The following is an 18,001-nucleotide window of genomic DNA, read 5'->3' on the forward strand; positions in this document are numbered from 1 at the left end:
AGCACAGCCCGACCGGGGACGCGTTCGGGTTCGCCGAGGCGTCTCGCCATGGGTGAGACGCCTCGGCGGACGTTCGGAACCCCCGGACCGGAGGGTCAGGAGGCGCCGAGCTTCTCCAGGATCAGCTCGCGGGCGCGGCCGGCGTCGGCCTGGCCGCGGGTGGCCTTCATCACGGCGCCGACGAGGGCGCCGGCGGCGGCGACCTTTCCGGCGCGGATCTTGTCGGCCACGTCGGCGTTGCCGGCGATCACCTGGTCGATGACCGAGGACAGCTCGCCCTCGTCGCTGACGACCTTCAGGCCCCGCGCGGCGACGACCTCGTCCGGGCCGCCCTCGCCCGCGAGCACGCCCTCGAACACCTTGCGGGCCAGCTTGTCGTTCAGCTCGCCCGCGGTGATCATCGCCTGGACGCGGGCGACCTGCTCGGGCGTGATCGGCAGCTCGGCCAGTTCGACGCCCTGCTCGGTGGCGCGCCGCGACAGCTCGTTCATCCACCACTTGCGGGCGGCCGGGGCGTCGGTGCCCTGCGCGACCGTCGCCTCGATGAGGTCGACGGCGCCGGCGTTGACGACGTCCCGCAGCTCCAGGTCGGACAGCTTCCACTCCCGCTGGATGCGGGCGCGGCGCGCGGCCGGCAGCTCCGGCAGGGTGGCGCGCAGCTCCTCCACCCACTCCCGCGACGGCGCCATCGGCACCAGGTCGGGCTCGGGGAAGTAGCGGTAGTCCTGCGCCTCCTCCTTGCTGCGCCCGCTCGTGGTGCGGCCGGTGTCCTCGTGGAAGTGCCGGGTCTCCTGGACGACGGTGCCGCCCGCGTCCAGCACGCCCGCCTGCCGCTCGATCTCCGACCGGACGGACCGCTCGACCGACCGCAGCGAGTTGACGTTCTTGGTCTCGGTCCGGGTGCCCCACTTCTCGGCGCCGCGCGGCATCAGAGAGACGTTCACGTCGCAGCGCATCGAGCCCTGCTCCATGCGCACGTCCGACACGCCGAGCGACCGGACCAGCTCGCGCAGCTCCGTCGCGTACGCCCGCGCCACCAGCGGCGCCCGGTCACCGGTCGCCGGGATCGGCTTGGTGACGATCTCCACCAGCGGGATGCCCGCCCGGTTGTAGTCGACGAGGGAGTACTCGGCGCCGTGGATGCGCCCGGTCGAGCCGCCGACGTGCAGCGACTTGCCGGTGTCCTCCTCCATGTGGACGCGCTCGATCCCGATCCGGAACGTCTCGCCGTCGACCTCGACGTCCAGGTGGCCGTCCACGCAGATCGGCTCGTCGTACTGCGAGATCTGGTAGTTCTTCGGCATGTCCGGGTAGAAGTAGTTCTTCCGGGCGAACCGGCACCACTCCACGATGTCGCAGTTCAGCGCGAGGCCGATCTTGATGATGCCCTCGATCGCGGCGTGGTTGGTGACCGGCAGCGATCCCGGCAGCCCCAGGCACACCGGGCACACCTGCGTGTTCGGTTCCGCGCCGAACGCCGTCGGGCACCCGCAGAACATCTTGGACGCGGTGCCGAGCTCGATGTGCGTCTCGATGCCGAGGACCGGTTCGTACTTCGCCAGCGCCTCTTCGTAGTCCATCAGGGCCGGAGTGGTCACTTCGCCTCCACCAGTTCCGGGGCCCGGGCCAGCAGCGGGCCGCCCCAGCGCTCTTCGAGGGCCCGCTCGACGGCGGCGCCGACGCGGTAGACGCGGTCGTCGCCGAGGACGGGGGCCATGATCTGCAGGCCGACGGGCAGGCCGTCCGCCAGGCCGCACGGCACCGAGATCGCGGCGTTGCCGGTGAGGTTGGCCGGGATCGTGCACAGGTCGGCCAAGTACATGGCGATCGGGTCGTCGGCGCGCTCGCCGATCGGGAACGCGGTGGTCGGCGTGGTCGGCGAGACCAGCACGTCCACCTGCTCGAACGCCGCCTCGAAGTCGCGCTTGATCAGGGTGCGGACCTGCTGCGCCTTGCCGTAGTAGGCGTCGTAGTAGCCCGACGACAGCGCGTAGGTGCCGAGCATGATGCGCCGCTTCACCTCGGGCCCGAAGCCCTCCGCGCGGGTCAGCGCCATGACCTCCTCGGCGCTGCGGCTGCCGTCGTCGCCGACGCGCAGGCCGTACCGCATCGCGTCGAAACGCGCGAGGTTGGACGAGCACTCCGACGGCGCGATCAGGTAGTACGCGGGCAGCGCGTAGGAGAAGTGCGGGCAGGACACCTCGACGACCTTCGCGCCGAGGGACTCCAGCAGCTCGACCGTCTCGTTGAAGCGCGCCGAGACGCCCGCCTGGTAGCCGTCGCCCGCGAACTCCTTCACGACGCCCACGCGCAGCCCGTTGACGTCGGCGCGGCGCGCGGCCTCCACGACCGGTGGGACGGCCTGGTCCACCGAGGTGGAGTCCATGACGTCGTGGCCGCTGAACGCCTCGTGCAGCAGCGCCGCGTCCAGCACGTTGCGCGCGAACGGGCCGGGCGTGTCGAGCGAGGACGCGAACGCGATGACGCCGTAGCGGGACGAGCCGCCGTAGGTGGGCTTCATCCCGACGATGCCGGTGACGGCGGCGGGCTGCCGGATGGAGCCGCCGGTGTCGGTGCCGGTGGACAGCGGCGCCTCGTACGCCGCGACCGCCGCCGACGACCCGCCCGACGACCCGCCCGGGACCCGCTCCAGATCCCACGGGTTGCGGGAGACGAAGTAGGCGCTGTTCTCCGTGGACGAGCCCATCGCGAACTCGTCCATGTTCGTCTTGCCGAGGATCACCAGCCCGGCCTGCCGCAGCCGCGCCGTCACGGTCGCGTCGTACGGCGGCCGCCAGCCCTCAAGGATCTTGGATCCGGCGGTGGTGGGCATGTCCGCGGTGGTGAACACGTCCTTGTGCGCGATGGGGACGCCGGCCAGCGGGCCGAGCTTCTCCCCCGCCGCGCGCCGCTCGTCCACCTCGCGGGCCTGCGCCAGCGTCGTCTCGCGGTCGACGTGCAGGAACGCCTTGACGCTGCCGTCCACCGCCGCGATGCGGTCCAGGTGCGCCTCGGCCACCTCGACGGCCGACGCCTCACCCGCGGCCATCAGCTCCCCGAGCTCCGCCGCACTCTTCCTGACCAGCTCACTCACCGCACGTGTCCTTTCTGGGGGGACGACGCCCCAGGCCCCCCAGGCGTGCCGCCTGAGCGGCGCCCTCCACTCCGCTGCGCTCCGTTCCGGTCACCGCACGCGTGACTCCTGGGGGGCGACCCCCCAGACCCCCCAGGCGTGCCGCCTGAGCGGCGCCCTCCACTCCGCTGCGCTCCGTTCCGGTCACCGCTCAGGCCTCCTCGTCGAGGATCCGCGGCACGCGGAAGCGCTGCTCCTCGGCGGCCGGGGCGCCGGCGAGGGCCTGCTCGGGCCGGAGGCACTCCCGCACCTCGTCCGTCCGGTAGACGTTGGTCAGCGGCAGCGCGTGCGAGGTGGGCGGGATGTCCTCCGCCGCGACCTCCTGCACCCGCGCGACCGCGGAGATGATCTGGTCGAGCTGGGCGGCGAGATGGTCGAGCTCATCGTCGCCGAGCGCCAGCCGGGACAGCCGGGCGAGGTGCGACACCTCGTCACGGGTGATGGCGGACATTGAAGAAACCGTTCCTGCGATGAAGTGGGTTCACGGCCATCCTATGGGCCCGCGCCCCCGCACCCCGACCCGTTTACGCGGGCGTGCCCGCGGCGGGTCGCCCAGGTCGCCCGTTTCATCCCCGCACAGAGGGAACGCTTCTTGCGTCCACCCCCGGGACGAACGAGAGGAGACCGCCGTGACCATCGGCGGCAGCATCGCCCTGATCATCATCGGCGCGATCCTGGCATACGCAGTCAACTACGACATCAGCGGCATCGACATCCGGCTGGTCGGCGTCATCCTCATGATCGGCGGCGTGATCGGCCTCGTTGTCGGCATCGTGCGGATCATGTCCGCCCGCCGCGCCGTCGACCGCCGTCCCCCGCCCGCGGCCGTGCGCGAGGAGTACTACGCCGACGACTACGAGGCCCGTCGCCGCTACTGACCGCGGACACCGCCCCACGCATCACGCCCCGCAACGGGCAGGGCGCCCCCTTACCTAGGCGGCGCCCTGCCCGCGCGTCCGCTGGAAGACCCTTCTGGTGCGAAACGGTCCCTGCCCCCATCGGCGTTCGGCCGTGGCGGTCAGGCGCCTCCGGGCGCCTTCACCGAGGGGACGGCGAAGGAGTACAGCCAGTCGGTGGCGGTCGCGGCGTCCATGGGACGGCAGAAGTGCCAGCCCTGGGCGGCGTCGCAGCCCATCTCCCGCAGCCGCTCGGCGGTGGCCGGGTCCTCGACGCCCTCGGCGACCGAGCGCAGCCCGAGCGTGCGGACGAGGTCGACGATCGAGCGGACGATGACGGCGTCGTCGGCCGAGTCGGCCAGGCGCCCCACGAACGATGAGTCGATCTTGATCTCCTCGACGGGCAGGCGCTTGAGCCGCACGAGGGAGGAGTAGCCGGTGCCGAAGTCGTCCAGGCTGAGCGGGATGCCGAGCTCGGCGAGGGCGCTCACCGTGTCGGAGGCGTAGGCGGGCTCGTTCATCAGGATGCGCTCGGTGATCTCCAGCTGGAGCGCCGCGGCGGGCAGGCCGCGGGCGAGCAGGCCCTCCTCGATGACCTCGGTGAGCCCGGTGTCGAGCAGGTCGCGTCCCGAGGCGTTCACCGCGACCTGGACCGGCATGTCCGCCCGCCACCACGCGGCGGTCTGGGCGAGCGCGGCCTGCACGACGTAGTGGGTGATCGAGCGCATCAGGTAGGTCTGCTCGGCGACCGACAGGAACGCCTCGGGCTCCAGGAGGCCCTTGTCGGGGTGGCGCCAGCGCAGCAGGGCCTCCATGCCGACGAGGTGGCCGTCCCGCAGCGAGATCTTCGGTTGGTAGAACAGCTCCAGCTCGGAGCGGTCGATGGCGCGGCGCAGGTCGCCGAGCATGCTGAGCCGGGCCGGGGAGTTGCGGTCCTTGCCGGGCGAGTACGTCTCGACGCCGGTCCGGGCCTCCTTGGCGTTGTACATGGCGACGTCGGCGCGCTGCAGGAGCAGCTCGAAGTCGGGCGCGTGGTCGGGGAACAGCGCGATGCCGACGCTGGCCTCCAGATCGAACGACATGCCGTCCAGCCGGACGGGTTCGGAGAGCGCGGCGCGCAGCCGGGCGGCGACCTCGCGGGCGGCGGCCTCGTCCCGCACGGTGGGCAGCAGCACCGCGAACTCGTCGCCGCCGAGCCGCGCGACGAGGTCGCCGGGGCGGACGCTGTGGGTGAGCCGGTGCGCGACGAGCTGGAGCAGCCGGTCGCCGGTGGGGTGCCCGAGGGTGTCGTTGACCTCCTTGAACCGGTCGAGGTCGAGCAGGAACAGCCCGGCGCGGTGGTCCGGCGGGTCGGCCGCCTTGCGGCGCCGGGCCCCGAGCCCGGCGGCGCGCGGGAGCCGCCGCTCCGCGCCGCGCGCCTCGGCGAGGGCCTCCTCGGTGCGGACGATCAGCAGCTTGCGGTTGGGCAGGCCGGTCAGCCCGTCGTGCAGCGCCTGGTGCTCACGCCGGACCGAGACGGAGGCGTTGAGGTAGACGGCGATGAACGGCAGGACGATCAGCGGCACGAAGACGGCGGACCGGTCCATCGCGATGACCATCAGCGGGGCGAGGCCGAGCAGCGCCAGGTGCACGAGGACCTGGTAGGCCAGGTCCCAGCGGAGCGCCTTGACGAGCGAGACGCGGGCGTGCAGCGCGACGGCGGCGCCGACGAGGGTGTCGTTGCAGACGAAGTAGACGGCGCCGGCGAGCGCGATCGCGGGCAGGTCGGAGCCGTGCGGCACCCACAGCTGCGAGGGGGTCGCGAGGTCGCCGGAGAGCGCGAGGACGAGCTGGGCGGCGGCCAGGCTGAGCGTGTACTGCGCGACGTTGAAGGCGATGCGGTGGGGGGAGCGGGAACGGAAGATCCCGCAGGTGATCACGGCGACGGCCTGGAGGGCGGCGGCGATGGGCAGCCCGGCGTACAGCAGCGCGGCGAACGAGAACGTCGTCGAGGTGGTGGCGCCGTTGTTCTCGGTGCTGCCGGGCGTGATGATCGGCCGCAGCTCGCCGAAGATGATGAAGCAGCCGAGGATCCAGAACACGGGGGTTCCGGCGAGCGCGTCCAGGTCGGCGCGGGTCAGCCCGGAGAACGCGGCGGCCGCGGCGGCGAGGCCGAGCAGGATGACGACGACGAAGTAGATCCACAACGGGGAGCCACGGCGTGGCGCCGTGTTCCGCGTGTTGTTCGGGTCCTTCATCACATCCTCGGGGGGCTGCGGGGGGTCGCCCCCCGGCACCGGGCGTCCCCGACCTCGGGGGACGCCCCCCGGGTGTTACGTCCGGAGATTTCAGGTGTGGGTCGTGATGTGAGGGAGGGTACGGCCTTCGCTCAACTTCGCGAAACCGGTTGCGTACGTTCCGTTATTTCCTTTCCGCGTCCGTCCCTCGTCGCTGGGTAGTGGAAGTGTACCCCTGAGTAACGCAACCCTGGTCGAAACCCCCGCAACCACGCCGTGTTAGGCGTCCGCGCGCATAGTTACGTTTTTGGCCGCATCTGGCCCATCGGAGAGGAGGACCCGGAACCCCTCCTCGGCCAGGACCGGCACGCCCAACTTGACCGCTTTGTCGTATTTCGACCCTGGACTGTCGCCGACGACCACGAAGCCCGTCTTCTTCGACACCGACCCGGACACCTTCCCGCCGAGCCGCTGCACCGCCTCGGTCGCCGAGTCGCGGCTGAACCCCTCCAGCGATCCGGTGATCACCACGCTGACGCCCTCCAGCGGGCGCGGCCCCGCGGCCCCCTCGTCCCGCATCCGGACGCCGGCGGCGCGCCACTTGTCGACGATCTCGCGGTGCCAGGGCTCCTCGAACCACTTCTTGATGGACGCGGCGATGGTGGGCCCCACGCCGTCCACCGCGGCGAGCTCCTCCTCCGTCGCCTCGGCGATCGCGTCGAGCGAGCGCATCTCGCGCGCGAGGTCCTGGGCGGCGGACGGCCCGACATGCCGGATCGACAGCGCCACCAGCACCCGCCACAGCGGCTGCCGCTTGGCCTTCTCCAGCTCCTCGAAGAGGATCTCGACCGTCTTCTTCGGCTCGCCCTCCTTGTTGGCGAAGAACGACACCACCTTCGGCTCGCCGGTCTTCGGGTCGGTCTTGGCCGTGCCGGTCCGCTGGTCGAGGACCGGGCTCCTGATCGGGAGCAGCTGGTCGACGGTGAGGTGGAACAGGTCGCCCTCGTTCTTCACCGGCGGGTCGCTCGGCTCCAGCGGCTGGGTGAGCGCGGTCGCCGCGACGTAGCCGAGCGCCTCGATGTCGAGCACCTTGCGGCTCGCCAGATAGAACAGCCGCTCGCGCAGCTGGCCGGGGCAGCTCCTGGCGTTCGGGCAGCGGATGTCGACGTCGCCCTCCTTCTCGTACGCCAGCTCCGTCCCGCACTCGGGGCAGGTGTCGGGCATGACGAACTCGCGCTCGGACCCGTCGCGCAGCCCGGTCACCGGCGCGACGATCTCGGGGATGACGTCGCCCGCCTTGCGCAGCACGACCGTGTCGCCGATCAGCACGCCCTTGCGCCTGACCTCGCTCGCGTTGTGCAGCGTCGCCCGCTCCACCGTGGACCCGGCGACCTTGATCGGCTCCATCACCCCGTAGGGGGTGACGCGCCCGGTCCGCCCCACGCCGACCCTGATGTCGAGGAGCTTGGTGTTGACCTCCTCCGGCGGGTACTTCCACGCGATCGCCCAGCGCGGCGCCCGGCTCGTCGACCCGAGCCGGCGCTGCAGCGCGAACTGGTCGACCTTGACGACGACCCCGTCGATCTCGTAGGCGGTGCCGTGCCGGTCCTCGCCGTACTCCTCGATGTACTCGCGGACGGCGCCGAGCCCGGAGACGACCTTGTAGCGGTCGCTGACCGGCAGGCCCCAGCCGCGCATCAGCTCGTACGCGCCGGACTGGCTGTCGGGCTGCTCCCCGCCCCGCCACGCGCCGAACCCGTGGACGAGCATGCCGAGCGGCCGGTGCGCGGTCACCCGCGGGTCCTTCTGCCGCAGCGAGCCCGCCGCCGCGTTGCGCGGGTTGGCGAAGGGCTCCTTGCCCGCCTCGATCTGGACCGCGTTGACCTGCTCGAACCCCTCGACCGGCAGGAAGACCTCGCCGCGGACCTCCAGGACGTCCGGCCAGCCCTCGCCGGCCAGCCGGGCGGGGATGTCGGCGATGGTGCGGACGTTGTTGGTGACGTCCTCGCCGGTGCGCCCGTCGCCGCGGGTGACCCCGCGCACGAGCCGCCCCTTCTCGTACGTCAGCGCGATCGCCAGGCCGTCGATCTTCAGCTCGCACAGGTAGCCGGCGACCTCGCCGACCTCCTTGACGACCCGCTCGTCCCAGGCGAGCAGCTCCTCGGCGCTCATCGCGTTGTCGAGGCTCTGCATCCGCTCCAGGTGCTGGACGGTCGCGAAGTCGGTGACGATGGGCGCGCCGACCCGCTGTGTCGGCGAGTCGGGCGTGACCAGCTCCGGATACCGCTCCTCCAGCGCCCGGATGTCGCGCATCATCCGGTCGTACTCGGCGTCGGAGAGCGTCGGCTGGTCGAGGACGTAGTACCGGTAGTTGGCCTCGTCGAGCCGCTCGCTCAGCTCCTTGTGGCGCTGCCGCGCCTCGGTCGGAACGCCGTCGCTCATGGTCATGCCCCTATTCTCGCCAACGGGACCGACAATATGAGCCCTCGGCGCGCCCTTCTAGAGAGCCGCTTCGTAGAGCATCCGGGCGGTGTCGCGGCAGCGTGCGAGGGCGGCGCGGACGTGGCGGGGCGAGGCGCCCGCCATGCCGCAGGCCGGAGTGATCACGACTTGTTCGGCCAGCCGCTGGGCGGGGAAGCCGAAGCGGCGCCACAGCTCCCGCACCGGCTCGGCGGTCGCCTTGAGGGGTGGAAGGGCGGCGTCGGTCGCGGGGACGGCGCCGAGGAACAGGCCGATCCCCGCGTCGATCGCCTCCCCCACGGCGTCGTCGTCGCGTCTCGGGACCAGGCGCAGGTCGATGGAGAGGGCCTTCGCGCCGGCGCCGCGCAGGAGGTTGTAGGGGACGTTCCGGGCGCAGCAGTGCACGACGGGGTAGGCGTCCGTCGCGCCGATCACGGTGCGGAGGGCCTCTTCGGCGATCGGCGCCTCGATCGCCCGTAGGCGGGAGAAGCCGCTGGCGGTCGGGACCGTCCCGGCCAGGGCGGCGGGCAGGCTGGGCTCGTCCAACTGCAGGATGATCTGCGCCGCCGGGAGTCGGCGCTGGACGCCGGCCACGTGGGCGGCGACGCCCTCGGCCAGCGAGGCGGTCAGGTCGCGGACGGCGCCGGGGTCCTTCAGCGCCCGGTCGCCGTGCCGCAGCTCGATCGAGGCGGCCAGCGTCCAGGGCCCGCAGACCTGGATCTTGAACGGCCCGTCGTGGCCGCCCGCGACCTCCTCCAGGACGTCCAGGTCGCGGGCGAGGTGGTCGCGGGAGCGCTGCGTGTCGCGTCCGGGGCGGTCGGAGAACCGCCAGCCGGACGGCTCCAGGTGCACGGGCATCTCGACCAGCAGCCCGGCGGTCCGCCCCGCCAGGTCGGCGCCGGGGCCGCGGGCCGGCAGCTCGGGCAGGTGCGGCAGCTCGGGCAGTTCGCCGAGGACGATCCGCAGCGCCTCGGCGGGGTCCTCCCCCGGATAGGACCCGACGCCGGTCGCCGTCCCGGCCTGCCACGGAAAGCTCGTCACCCTGCAAACCCTATCGGCGCCGCGGGACGGCGATCACAGCAGCGCGGCCAGCCGGTCGAGGCGGCGGAGCGTGTCGTCCTCCGGCTCGGTCCGCAGGTTGAACAGGACCTCGTCGGCTCCCGCGGCCTCCAGCTCGGCGACGGCCTCCGGCCTGGCCGGGACGGCGAACACCGTCACCGGCACCCGGCGTCCCGCCCGCTCGCGCAGGTCCGCGATCCGGGCGGCGAGATCACCGGTTCCGCGGCCGTAGAGCGGCATCCATCCGTCGCCGTACTCCGCGACCCGGTCGAGCGCCGTCGGCCCCGAGCCGCCGACCAGCACGGGCGGATGCGGGTCCTGGACGGGCTTGGGGTAGGAGAACACCGGGTCGAAGTCGACGAACTCGCCGTGGAACTCGGCCCGCTCCTTCGTCCACAGCTCCTTGACCGCCAGCACCCGCTCGCGCATCAGCCGCATCCGGGTCGCCGGGTCGGTGCCGTGGTTGCGCATCTCCTCCCGGTTCCAGCCGGCGCCGACGCCGAGCACGGCGCGTCCGCCGGAGACCAGGTCGAGGGAGGCGGTCTCCTTCGCCAGCGTGATCGGGTCGCGCTGGACGACCAGCGCGATGCCCGTCCCGAGCCGGAGGCGCGCGGTGACGGCGGCGGCCGCCGACAGCGCGACGAACGGGTCGAGCGTCCGGTAGTAGATGCGCGGCAGCTCGCCGCCGCCCGGATACTCCGACTCCCGCTTCACGGGGATGTGCGTGTGCTCGGTGACGAACAGGGACCCGAACCCGCGCTCCTCCAGCGCCCGCCCGAGCGCGGCGGGGCCGATCCCCTCATCGGTCACGAACGTCGAGACACCGAACCGCATCGCGCTCTCCTTCCGGCACCCTGGTCAGGCGGGGACGCGCGCGGTCTCCGCGATCGTGGCCGACCCGAGGACGCGGTCGCCGTCGTAGAGGACGGCGGCCTGGCCGGTCGCCACGCCCCGCGCGGGCGTGGCCAGGCGGACGCGCAGCTCGTTCCCGGTGTGCTCGGCCGTGCAGTCGTGGACCTCGCCGTGCGCGCGGAGCTGGACCTGGCACTCGAACGGGCCCCGCGGGGCCTCGCTCAGCCACACGGGGCGCTCGCCGGTGATCTCGTGGACGTCCAGCGACTCGCGCGGCCCCACCGTCACGGTGTTGGTGACCGGGGAGATGTCGAGGACGTAGCGGGGCCGCCCGTCCGGCGCCGGGGTGCCGATCCGCAGGCCCTTGCGCTGCCCGATCGTGTAGGCGTAGGCGCCGTCGTGCTCGCCGACCTCGTTGCCGTCGGCGTCGACGATCGGGCCGGGCGCCGACCCCAGCCGCTCGGCCAGGAAGCCGCGCGTGTCGCCGTCGGCGATGAAGCAGATGTCGTGGCTGTCGGGCTTGTCGGCGACCTGGAGGCCGCGGCGCTCCGCCTCCAGCCGGATGTCGGCCTTGGAGGTGTCGCCGAGCGGGAACAGCGCGTGCGCGAGCTGCTCGGGCGTGCAGACGGCCAGGACGTACGACTGGTCCTTGCCCGCGTCGACGCCGCGCCGCAGGACGCCGCCGTCCAGCCGCGCGTAGTGGCCGGTGCAGACGGCGTCGAAGCCGAGCGCCATCGCCCGGTCCAGCAGCGCCGCGAACTTGATCTTCTCGTTGCAGCGCAGGCACGGGTTCGGGGTGCGGCCCGCCGCGTACTCGCTGACGAAGTCCTCCACCACGTCCCGGTGGAAGCGCTCGGCGAGGTCCCACACGTAGAACGGGATGCCGATCACGTCGGCGGCGCGGCGGGCGTCCCGGGAGTCCTCCAGGGTGCAGCAGCCGCGCGCCCCCGTCCGGTACGACTGGGGATTGCTGGACAGGGCCATGTGGACGCCGGTCACATCGTGCCCGGCCTCGGCGGCGCGGGCGGCGGCCACGGCGGAGTCGACGCCGCCCGACATGGCGGCGAGTACACGGAGAGGCATAGTCCTTCGAGCGTACGCGGCGTGGCCCGGTCTCCCGACTCCATTTCCGCGTACGATTGGGGCCGCTATGGGAATCTTCCGTCGTCCGCGCGAGGCGTCCGCCGCCGCACCGCCCGCCATCAGCGAGTTCTGGGAGTGGTGGGCCCAGGCCCGCCCGACGATCGAGGCCTCGCTGGCCGCCGGGCCGGAGCCGTCCGAGGAGTCCGATCCGGCCGTGCCCGGTGAGGGCCTGTCCGCCGAGACGATGGAGGATCTGTCCCGCCTCGTCCACAAGATCCACCCCGAGCTCCAGTGGGAGATCGGCGGCGCCGACGACCGCAACCCCTCGCTGACCGTCACCGGCGGCGGCGACCCCGAGCTGCGCGGCCTGACCGAGCGCTGGGCGCGCTCCGCCCCGTCCGGCTCCGCCGCGGGCGGCTGGAGCTTCCACCCGTCCCGCCAGGCCGACCCGGAGATGCTCGGCCAGGACCTCATCCTCGGCGACCACGAGTTCGACCTGGAGTACGTCCGGCTCGGCATGCGCGCCGACGCCGACCGCGCCCGCGTGCACATCACCGCCTACCACCCCGACTTCCTGTTCGTCTCCGAGGAGCAGCAGCTCCAGGTCGCGCTGAACGTCCTGCACTGGGCGCTCGGGGAGGACGACGTGGCCCGCTGGATCGGCGAGGTCACGATCGCGACCGAGGCGCCGATCGACTCCCTCCCGCCGTCCATGCTGTCCGCGGTCGTGGAGCAGATCTCCGAGCCGTTCGCCGAGCCGGCCTGGCTGACCGGCGAGGGCCGCACGCCCCGCGGCCACCCCGCCCGCCTCGGCGCCCGGTTCCCGCTGCACCGGCAGGACTACCCGCTCTGCGACCTGCACGTGGCGATCACCGTCCCGTACGCCAACAGCAACCCCGACCGGCTCCCCGTCGAGCCGTCGTCGGGCGCGCTGCGCGCGTTCGAGAAGAAGCTCGCCAAGCTCGGCGACCGCGCCGTCCTCGCCGTCCGCGAGACCGGCGACGGCCTGCGCGTCTTCCACCTGTACGCCGACCCCGACTCCGGCGTCATCTCCGAACTCGACCAGCTGGCCGCGGGCTGGCCGGAGGGCAAGGCCAAGGTCGCCTCCACCAGCGACCCCGGCTGGCGAGCCCTGGCCCCCTACCAGCCGTGACTCCCAGGGGCTAGTTGCTCGCGTCCACCTTGCGGTAGCGGGCTTCGCAGAAGTTGTAGAGGCCGAAGGTGATGACGCCGAGGGCGATGGCGGCCAGGCCCCAGGGGCCGGCGGGGGTCGAGGCGAACTCGCGGAGGGTGCCGTCCAGGCCCTGGGCCTTGTCGGGCTGGAAGCTGACGGCCGCGTAGGCGAGGAAGGCGCCGACGGCGGCGACGACGAGGCCGCGGGCGGTGTTGCCGACGATCGCGAGGGGCTTGACGACGCGGCGCGCGGTCCTGCCCATCTCCCAGGACTTGAGTTCCTTCATGAACTTGTGCCGGAAGGCGTTCACGACCATGACCGCGCCCACGACGAGGAAGCCCACCGCGACCGCCAGGACGAGCCAGCGGCCGCCGGGCGCCTCCATGAGCCGCGCGGTGTAGGTCTTGGACTGCTTGTCGCTCGACGAGCCGTGGTGGCCGAAGAGGAACGCGAGGGTCCCGACGAACGCGACCGCGTAGATGACGGCGCGTGCGGCCGACATCAGGCGCTTGGTCGCCTTGTCGCCGTCTGGGACGGGACGGCCGAGCAGGGCCTCCGCGGTCTGCCAGAGGACGAGCGCGGCGAAGCCGACCGCCATCAGCGCGATGAGGACGAGGCCGCCCGGTTTGCCGGCGATGGTCTCCAGCGCGCCCGTGCGGTCGGCCTCCTTCCCGCCGCCGCCGAAGGCGACCTGGAGGGCCAGCCAGCCGATGAGGAGGTAGAGCAGGCCGCGCGCGACCAGCCCCACCCGGGACATGTGGTGGAACCAAGGGTGTCCCGCCGCCTGCTTGAGCCCGCGGCTCACATCCGTCGTCACGGCCACGCTGTCCCCGTTCAAGGGGAGGTCAAACCAGCGTCAGCTGAGGCCCGCGCGGCGGGCGCGCTCGACGACCGGGCCGATGGCGTCGGCGAGGGCCTTCACGTCGGCCTCGGTGCTGGTGTGGCCGAGGGAGAACCGCAGCGACCCTCGGGCCCGCTCGGCGCCCGCGTCCATGGCGACCAGGACGTGGCTGGGCTGGGAGACGCCCGCCGAGCAGGCCGATCCGGTGGAGCAGGCGATGCCGCGCGCGTCCAGCAGCATGAGCAGGGCGTCGCCCTCGCAGCCGGGGAAGGAGAAGTGCGCGTTGCCGGGGAGGCGGTCGTCGGGGTCGCCGTTCAGCACCGCCTCAGGGACGGCGTCCCGCACGGCGGCGATCAGCTCGTCGCGCAGCCCGGCGAGGCGGGCCGCCTCGGCCTCGCGGCGGGCGACCGCGGCCCGGACGGCGGCGGCGAAGCCCGCGATGGCGGGGGCGTCGAGCGTCCCGGACCGGACGTCGCGCTCCTGGCCGCCGCCGTGCAGCAGCGGCACCGGGTCGAGGAACACCGGCGGCTTCGGCTTGGCCAGCAGCAGCGCGCCGACGCCGATCGGGCCGCCGAGCTTGTGGCCGGTGATGGTCAGGGCCTGCGCGCCGCTCGCCGCGAACCCGACGGGCAGCTGCCCGGCGGCCTGGACGGCGTCGGTGTGCAGGGGGACGCCGCGCTCGCCGGCGGCGGCGGCCAGTTCGGCGACGGGCTGGACGGTGCCGACCTCGTTGTTGGCCCACATCACGGTGGCGAGGGCCACGTCGTCGCCGGAGCCGAGCAGTTCGCGCAGCGCGTCCGGAGCGACGCGGCCGAGCCCGTCCACCGGGACGACGTCGACGCGGGCGCCCTCGTGGTCGGCGAGCCACTGGACCGCGTCCAGGACCGCGTGGTGCTCGACGGCGCCGACGAGCACGCGGGTGCGGGCCGGGTCGGCGGTGCGGCGCGCCCAGAAGATCCCCTTGACGGCGAGGTTGTCGGCCTCGGTGCCGCCGGAGGTGAACACGACCTCGCTCGGGCGGGCGCCGAACGCCTCGGCGATGAGCTCGCGGGACTCCTCGACGACGCGCCGGGCGCGCCGGCCCGCGGCGTGCAGCGAGGAGGGGTTGCCGAGCTCGCGCAACTCCGCCGTCATCGCCTCGATGGCCTCGGGCAGCATCGGGGTGGTCGCCGCATGGTCGAGGTAGGTCACCACGCGGACAACAGTATCCGCGCCCTTCCTGTTCCCTTCCGGGGCCCGGTGCGACGGCCGGAAGCCGGGCCTCGACAGGGGGAATAGCGGGCGCCCGCCCCCGGTTGGCCCGTATACCGTCCAGCCGGTACAGTAAGGACGTCATGAAACGGGAAGCCCTCTTGGACGCAGCCGAGTCCGTGCTCTTCGAGCAGGGGACGCAGGCGCTGACCCTCAGCGCGGTCGCCGACCGCGCCGGCGTCAGCAAGGGAGGGCTGCTCTACCACTTCCCCACCAAGGAGGCGCTCGTCCGGGCCATGGTGGCGCGGGTCATCGAGGAGTTCGACGGCCTGATCGCCTCCTACGACGACGGCACGCCGGGGTCCTACACCCGGGCCTACGTCGAGGCCACGTTCGAGATCCTCACCGGTGAGGCCCGCGCCTACCGGCGGTGGTCGGCCATCACGGCCGCGGCCGCCGACCCCGAGCAGGCCGAGCCGCTGAACGAGGCGATGCGCCGCTGGCACGGCCACGACCCGGCGGACGATCCCGACCCGGGCGACGCGGCGGTCGTCAGGCTGGCGGCCGAGGGCCTCTGGGAGGTGGTCAGCCATGATCCCGGGCTGTACGACGCCGAGCAGCTCAGAGCGCTGAAACAGCGGCTTCTGGGGTTGCTGGAGCGCTGACGCCGGGGGCGCGCCGCCCGCGCCCCGCCCGACCTTCCGGACGTTCCGGACCCACACGGGTTTGGAGCGTTCCATGACCTATGTCACACGACGGCGCACGTCCCGCGACGGCGCACGTCGCGGACGCCGCACGCCACACGCCGGGGTGCGCCCCGCCGAGACGAGAAAGAGGTGAACAATGCTGTTCCGTGCCCGTTCGGGGACGTTCCTGACCTTCGCACTGGCCGGTCTGCTGACCGGAGTGTGGGTGGCGCGCATGCCCGCGCTGGCCGGCAAGTTCGGGACGAACGAGGGCGAGATCGGCATCGTCGTCCTCGTCTGGGGGCTCGGCGCGATCGCGGCCATGCAGGCGCTGCGCGGCGTGATGGCGCGGGCCGGCAGCCGCGCCGTCCTGCGGATCGCCCTGCCGCTGACGGGCCTGTCGTACGCGGCGGTGGCGCTCGCCCCCACCTACGGCGTGCTCCTCGGCGCCGTCGCGCTGTTCGGCATGACGTTCGGGATCACCGACATCGCGATGAACGCGCAGGGCAGCGTCGTCGAGCAGGCGTACCGCCGGTCCGTCATGAGCGGCATGCACGCCGGCTGGTGCGTCGGCGCGATGAGCGGCGGCCTGTTCGGCGTCGCGACCGCCGCCGCCGGTTTCGGGTTCACCGAGACCGTGCTGGTCACCGCGGTGCTGTCGGTGCCCGCCGGGCTCGCGCTCGGCCGCACCTACCTGCCCGACCCCGCCGCGCCCGCCGCGTCCGAGACGGGACGCAGGGCGCGCCGGATGCCCCCCGCCGTCTACCTGATCGGCGTCCTCGCGTTCATCGCCTTCATGACCGAGGGGTCGATCGCCGACTGGAGCGGGCTGCTGCTGCACGACGAGCTCGGCGCGACCGAGGCCGTCGCCGCGGCCGGCTACCCGATGTTCGAGCTGGCGATGCTGCTCGGGCGGCTCGTCGGCGACCGCGTCCGGATGCGGGTCGGCACCCGCCGGCTGCTGGTCGGGGCCGGCCTCGGGACCGCCGCCGGCATGACCGTCGTCGTGCTGGCCCCGGTCCCCGCGGTGGCGATCGCCGGGTTCTTCCTGACCGGGCTCGTGGTCTGCACGGTCGTCCCGACGACGATCTCGCTGGCGGGCTCCGCCGCTCCGGACCGTCCCGGCGCGGCCGTCGCCCAGGTCGGCGCGATGGGCTACGGCGGCCTGCTGCTCGGGCCGGTCGTGGTCGGCTTCCTGTCGGAGGCGACGTCCCTGCGGGTCGGCGTCGGCGTGGTCGTCGTGCTGGCGCTGCTGATCGCGGCGGGCGCCCGGTACGCGCCGCTGCGCGCGACCGCGGACATCTCCGTCCCCGCCCCGGCCGAGCCCCCGGCGCAGGCTCCGGCGGCGGGCGACTCCCGGCCGGAACCCGTCGCCGCCTGAGGCCCACATCCGATATAACCCCTTCCACGACGGGTGTGTGGGGGCGGTATGGACGGATGGCGGGTTCCCGGCTACAGCGAGATGCGCGTTCTCGGCGAGGGCGCGCAGGGTCGCGTCGTGCTCGCGCGGCACGACGCGACGGGGCGTCCAGCGGCGATCAAGTACCTGGCGCCGGCCCTCGCCGGTGACGCGGAGTTCCGCGAACGGTTCCGCGGCGAGGCCGACCTGCTCAGCCGGCTGCGCAACCCGTACGTCGCCCAGCTGTTCGGTCTGGTCGAGACGCCGGACGGCGCGGCGATCGTCATGGAGGCGGTGGACGGGGCGCCGCTGAAGTCGGTGCTCGCCGAGCGGGGGCCGCTGGCGCCCGAGGCCGCCCTGGCGGTGCTCAAGGGCTCGCTGCTGGGCCTCGCCGCCGCGCACGGCCTCGGCATCGTCCACCGCGACTACAAGCCCGCGAACGTGATCGTGCGCGGCGACGGGCTGAGCAAGCTGATCGACTTCGGCATCGCGGTGGACGCGGGCGCGTCCGGGCGGTCGGGGACGCCGGTCTACATGGCCCCCGAGCAGTGGCGGGACGAGCCCGCCTCCCCCGCGACCGACGTGTACGCGGCGGCGTGCGTGTTCTACGAGTGCGTGACGGGACACCGCCCGTACACCGCCGGGAACCCGGCCGGGCTGATGGGCCGCCACCTCACGGCCCCGATCCCGGTGGGGGACGTCCCCGGGCCGCTCCGCCCGCTGATCGAGCGCGGGCTGGCGAAGAACCCGTGGGACCGTCCGCCGGGCGCCGCCGCGTTCGTCTCCGAACTGGAGTCGGTCGCGGCGGGCGCGTACGGGACCGACTGGGAGGGACGCGGCATCCGCACGCTCGCGGGCGCCGCCGCCGCGCTGTCGGTGCTGTTCCCCCTGACCGCGCTCGGCCTCGGCGGGGGCGGCGCCTCGGTGCGGGGCGCTGTACTTCCGCCGGAGCCATCCCGTCGCGGTCGCCGCCGTCACGCTCGCCGCCTGCGCCGTCTACTACCCGGTCAC

The 18,001-nt window shown here is 73.3% G+C and carries 15 protein-coding genes; 5 read left to right on the forward strand and 10 right to left on the reverse strand.

Annotation, left to right across the window (positions count from 1 at the left end):
- Positions 1 to 95: 95 nt before the first annotated feature.
- The 3 genes from gatB to gatC all read right to left on the reverse strand — a co-directional run bounded on the left by gatB (position 96) and on the right by gatC (position 3,584).
- Complete coding sequence (gene gatB / locus ABWI04_RS25990; protein WP_353834083.1) at positions 96 to 1,580, reverse strand: Asp-tRNA(Asn)/Glu-tRNA(Gln) amidotransferase subunit GatB; 1,485 nt, start codon at positions 1,578 to 1,580, stop codon at positions 96 to 98.
- Between the two features lie 14 nt (positions 1,581 to 1,594).
- Entirely contained in the window at positions 1,595 to 3,049 is a 1,455-nt protein-coding gene (gene gatA, locus ABWI04_RS25995) for an Asp-tRNA(Asn)/Glu-tRNA(Gln) amidotransferase subunit GatA (protein WP_353834084.1), read from the reverse strand.
- A 235-nt stretch (positions 3,050 to 3,284) separates the two neighbouring features.
- Positions 3,285 to 3,584 (reverse strand): Asp-tRNA(Asn)/Glu-tRNA(Gln) amidotransferase subunit GatC, encoded by a 300-nt coding sequence (gatC, locus tag ABWI04_RS26000; protein WP_345174812.1) that lies wholly within the window; start codon positions 3,582 to 3,584, stop codon positions 3,285 to 3,287.
- A 178-nt stretch (positions 3,585 to 3,762) separates the two neighbouring features.
- On the opposite strand from gatC, the gene ABWI04_RS26005 reads away from it, so the two are divergent.
- Complete coding sequence (locus ABWI04_RS26005; protein ID WP_345174811.1) at positions 3,763 to 4,011, forward strand: DUF6458 family protein; 249 nt, start codon at positions 3,763 to 3,765, stop codon at positions 4,009 to 4,011.
- 140 nt (positions 4,012 to 4,151) lie between these two features.
- Here the strand turns inward: ABWI04_RS26005 and ABWI04_RS26010 are convergent, their stop codons facing one another.
- From ABWI04_RS26010 to mnmA, 5 genes are all read right to left on the reverse strand, one after another.
- On the reverse strand, positions 4,152 to 6,266 hold the full coding sequence (locus ABWI04_RS26010; protein ID WP_353834074.1) for a putative bifunctional diguanylate cyclase/phosphodiesterase: 2,115 nt from the start codon (positions 6,264 to 6,266) through the stop codon (positions 4,152 to 4,154).
- Between the two features lie 258 nt (positions 6,267 to 6,524).
- The gene (gene ligA, locus ABWI04_RS26015; protein ID WP_345174808.1) at positions 6,525 to 8,693 is read right to left on the reverse strand and encodes an NAD-dependent DNA ligase LigA; all 2,169 of its coding nucleotides are present in this window, start codon (positions 8,691 to 8,693) and stop codon (positions 6,525 to 6,527) included.
- Positions 8,694 to 8,744: 51 nt separating this feature from the next.
- The gene (locus ABWI04_RS26020) at positions 8,745 to 9,746 is read right to left on the reverse strand and encodes a methionine synthase (protein WP_353834076.1); all 1,002 of its coding nucleotides are present in this window, start codon (positions 9,744 to 9,746) and stop codon (positions 8,745 to 8,747) included.
- A gap of 33 nt (positions 9,747 to 9,779) precedes the next feature.
- On the reverse strand, positions 9,780 to 10,598 hold the full coding sequence (locus tag ABWI04_RS26025) for an LLM class F420-dependent oxidoreductase (protein WP_353834077.1): 819 nt from the start codon (positions 10,596 to 10,598) through the stop codon (positions 9,780 to 9,782).
- A gap of 24 nt (positions 10,599 to 10,622) precedes the next feature.
- Positions 10,623 to 11,699 carry a tRNA 2-thiouridine(34) synthase MnmA gene (gene mnmA, locus ABWI04_RS26030; protein WP_353834078.1) on the reverse strand — a complete coding sequence of 359 codons (1,077 nt, stop codon included), beginning with the start codon at positions 11,697 to 11,699 and terminating at the stop codon, positions 10,623 to 10,625.
- Between the two features lie 67 nt (positions 11,700 to 11,766).
- Between mnmA and ABWI04_RS26035 the strand changes: the two genes are divergently transcribed.
- Positions 11,767 to 12,852 (forward strand): DUF695 domain-containing protein, encoded by a 1,086-nt coding sequence (locus ABWI04_RS26035; RefSeq protein ID WP_353834079.1) that lies wholly within the window; start codon positions 11,767 to 11,769, stop codon positions 12,850 to 12,852.
- Positions 12,853 to 12,862: 10 nt separating this feature from the next.
- Here the strand turns inward: ABWI04_RS26035 and ABWI04_RS26040 are convergent, their stop codons facing one another.
- Positions 12,863 to 13,690: a DUF1206 domain-containing protein gene (locus ABWI04_RS26040; protein ID WP_353834080.1), complete on the reverse strand. Its 828-nt coding sequence runs from the start codon at positions 13,688 to 13,690 to the stop codon at positions 12,863 to 12,865.
- A gap of 39 nt (positions 13,691 to 13,729) precedes the next feature.
- A complete protein-coding gene (locus ABWI04_RS26045) occupies positions 13,730 to 14,905 on the reverse strand; it encodes a cysteine desulfurase family protein (RefSeq protein ID WP_353834085.1) in 1,176 nt (391 codons plus the stop codon).
- A gap of 143 nt (positions 14,906 to 15,048) precedes the next feature.
- Between ABWI04_RS26045 and ABWI04_RS26050 the strand changes: the two genes are divergently transcribed.
- From ABWI04_RS26050 to ABWI04_RS26060, 3 genes are all read left to right on the forward strand, one after another.
- Complete coding sequence (locus ABWI04_RS26050) at positions 15,049 to 15,570, forward strand: TetR/AcrR family transcriptional regulator (RefSeq protein ID WP_345174797.1); 522 nt, start codon at positions 15,049 to 15,051, stop codon at positions 15,568 to 15,570.
- Positions 15,571 to 15,748: 178 nt separating this feature from the next.
- Positions 15,749 to 16,972 (forward strand): MFS transporter, encoded by a 1,224-nt coding sequence (locus ABWI04_RS26055; RefSeq protein ID WP_353834081.1) that lies wholly within the window; start codon positions 15,749 to 15,751, stop codon positions 16,970 to 16,972.
- A gap of 48 nt (positions 16,973 to 17,020) precedes the next feature.
- Positions 17,021 to 18,001, forward strand: a 981-nt coding sequence (locus ABWI04_RS26060; RefSeq protein WP_353834082.1) for a serine/threonine-protein kinase, incomplete at its 3' end; no start/stop codon positions are given.

The organism is Actinomadura sp. NPDC000929 (genome assembly GCF_040492065.1).
Classification (GTDB): Bacteria; Actinomycetota; Actinomycetes; order Streptosporangiales; family Streptosporangiaceae; genus Spirillospora; species Spirillospora verrucosospora.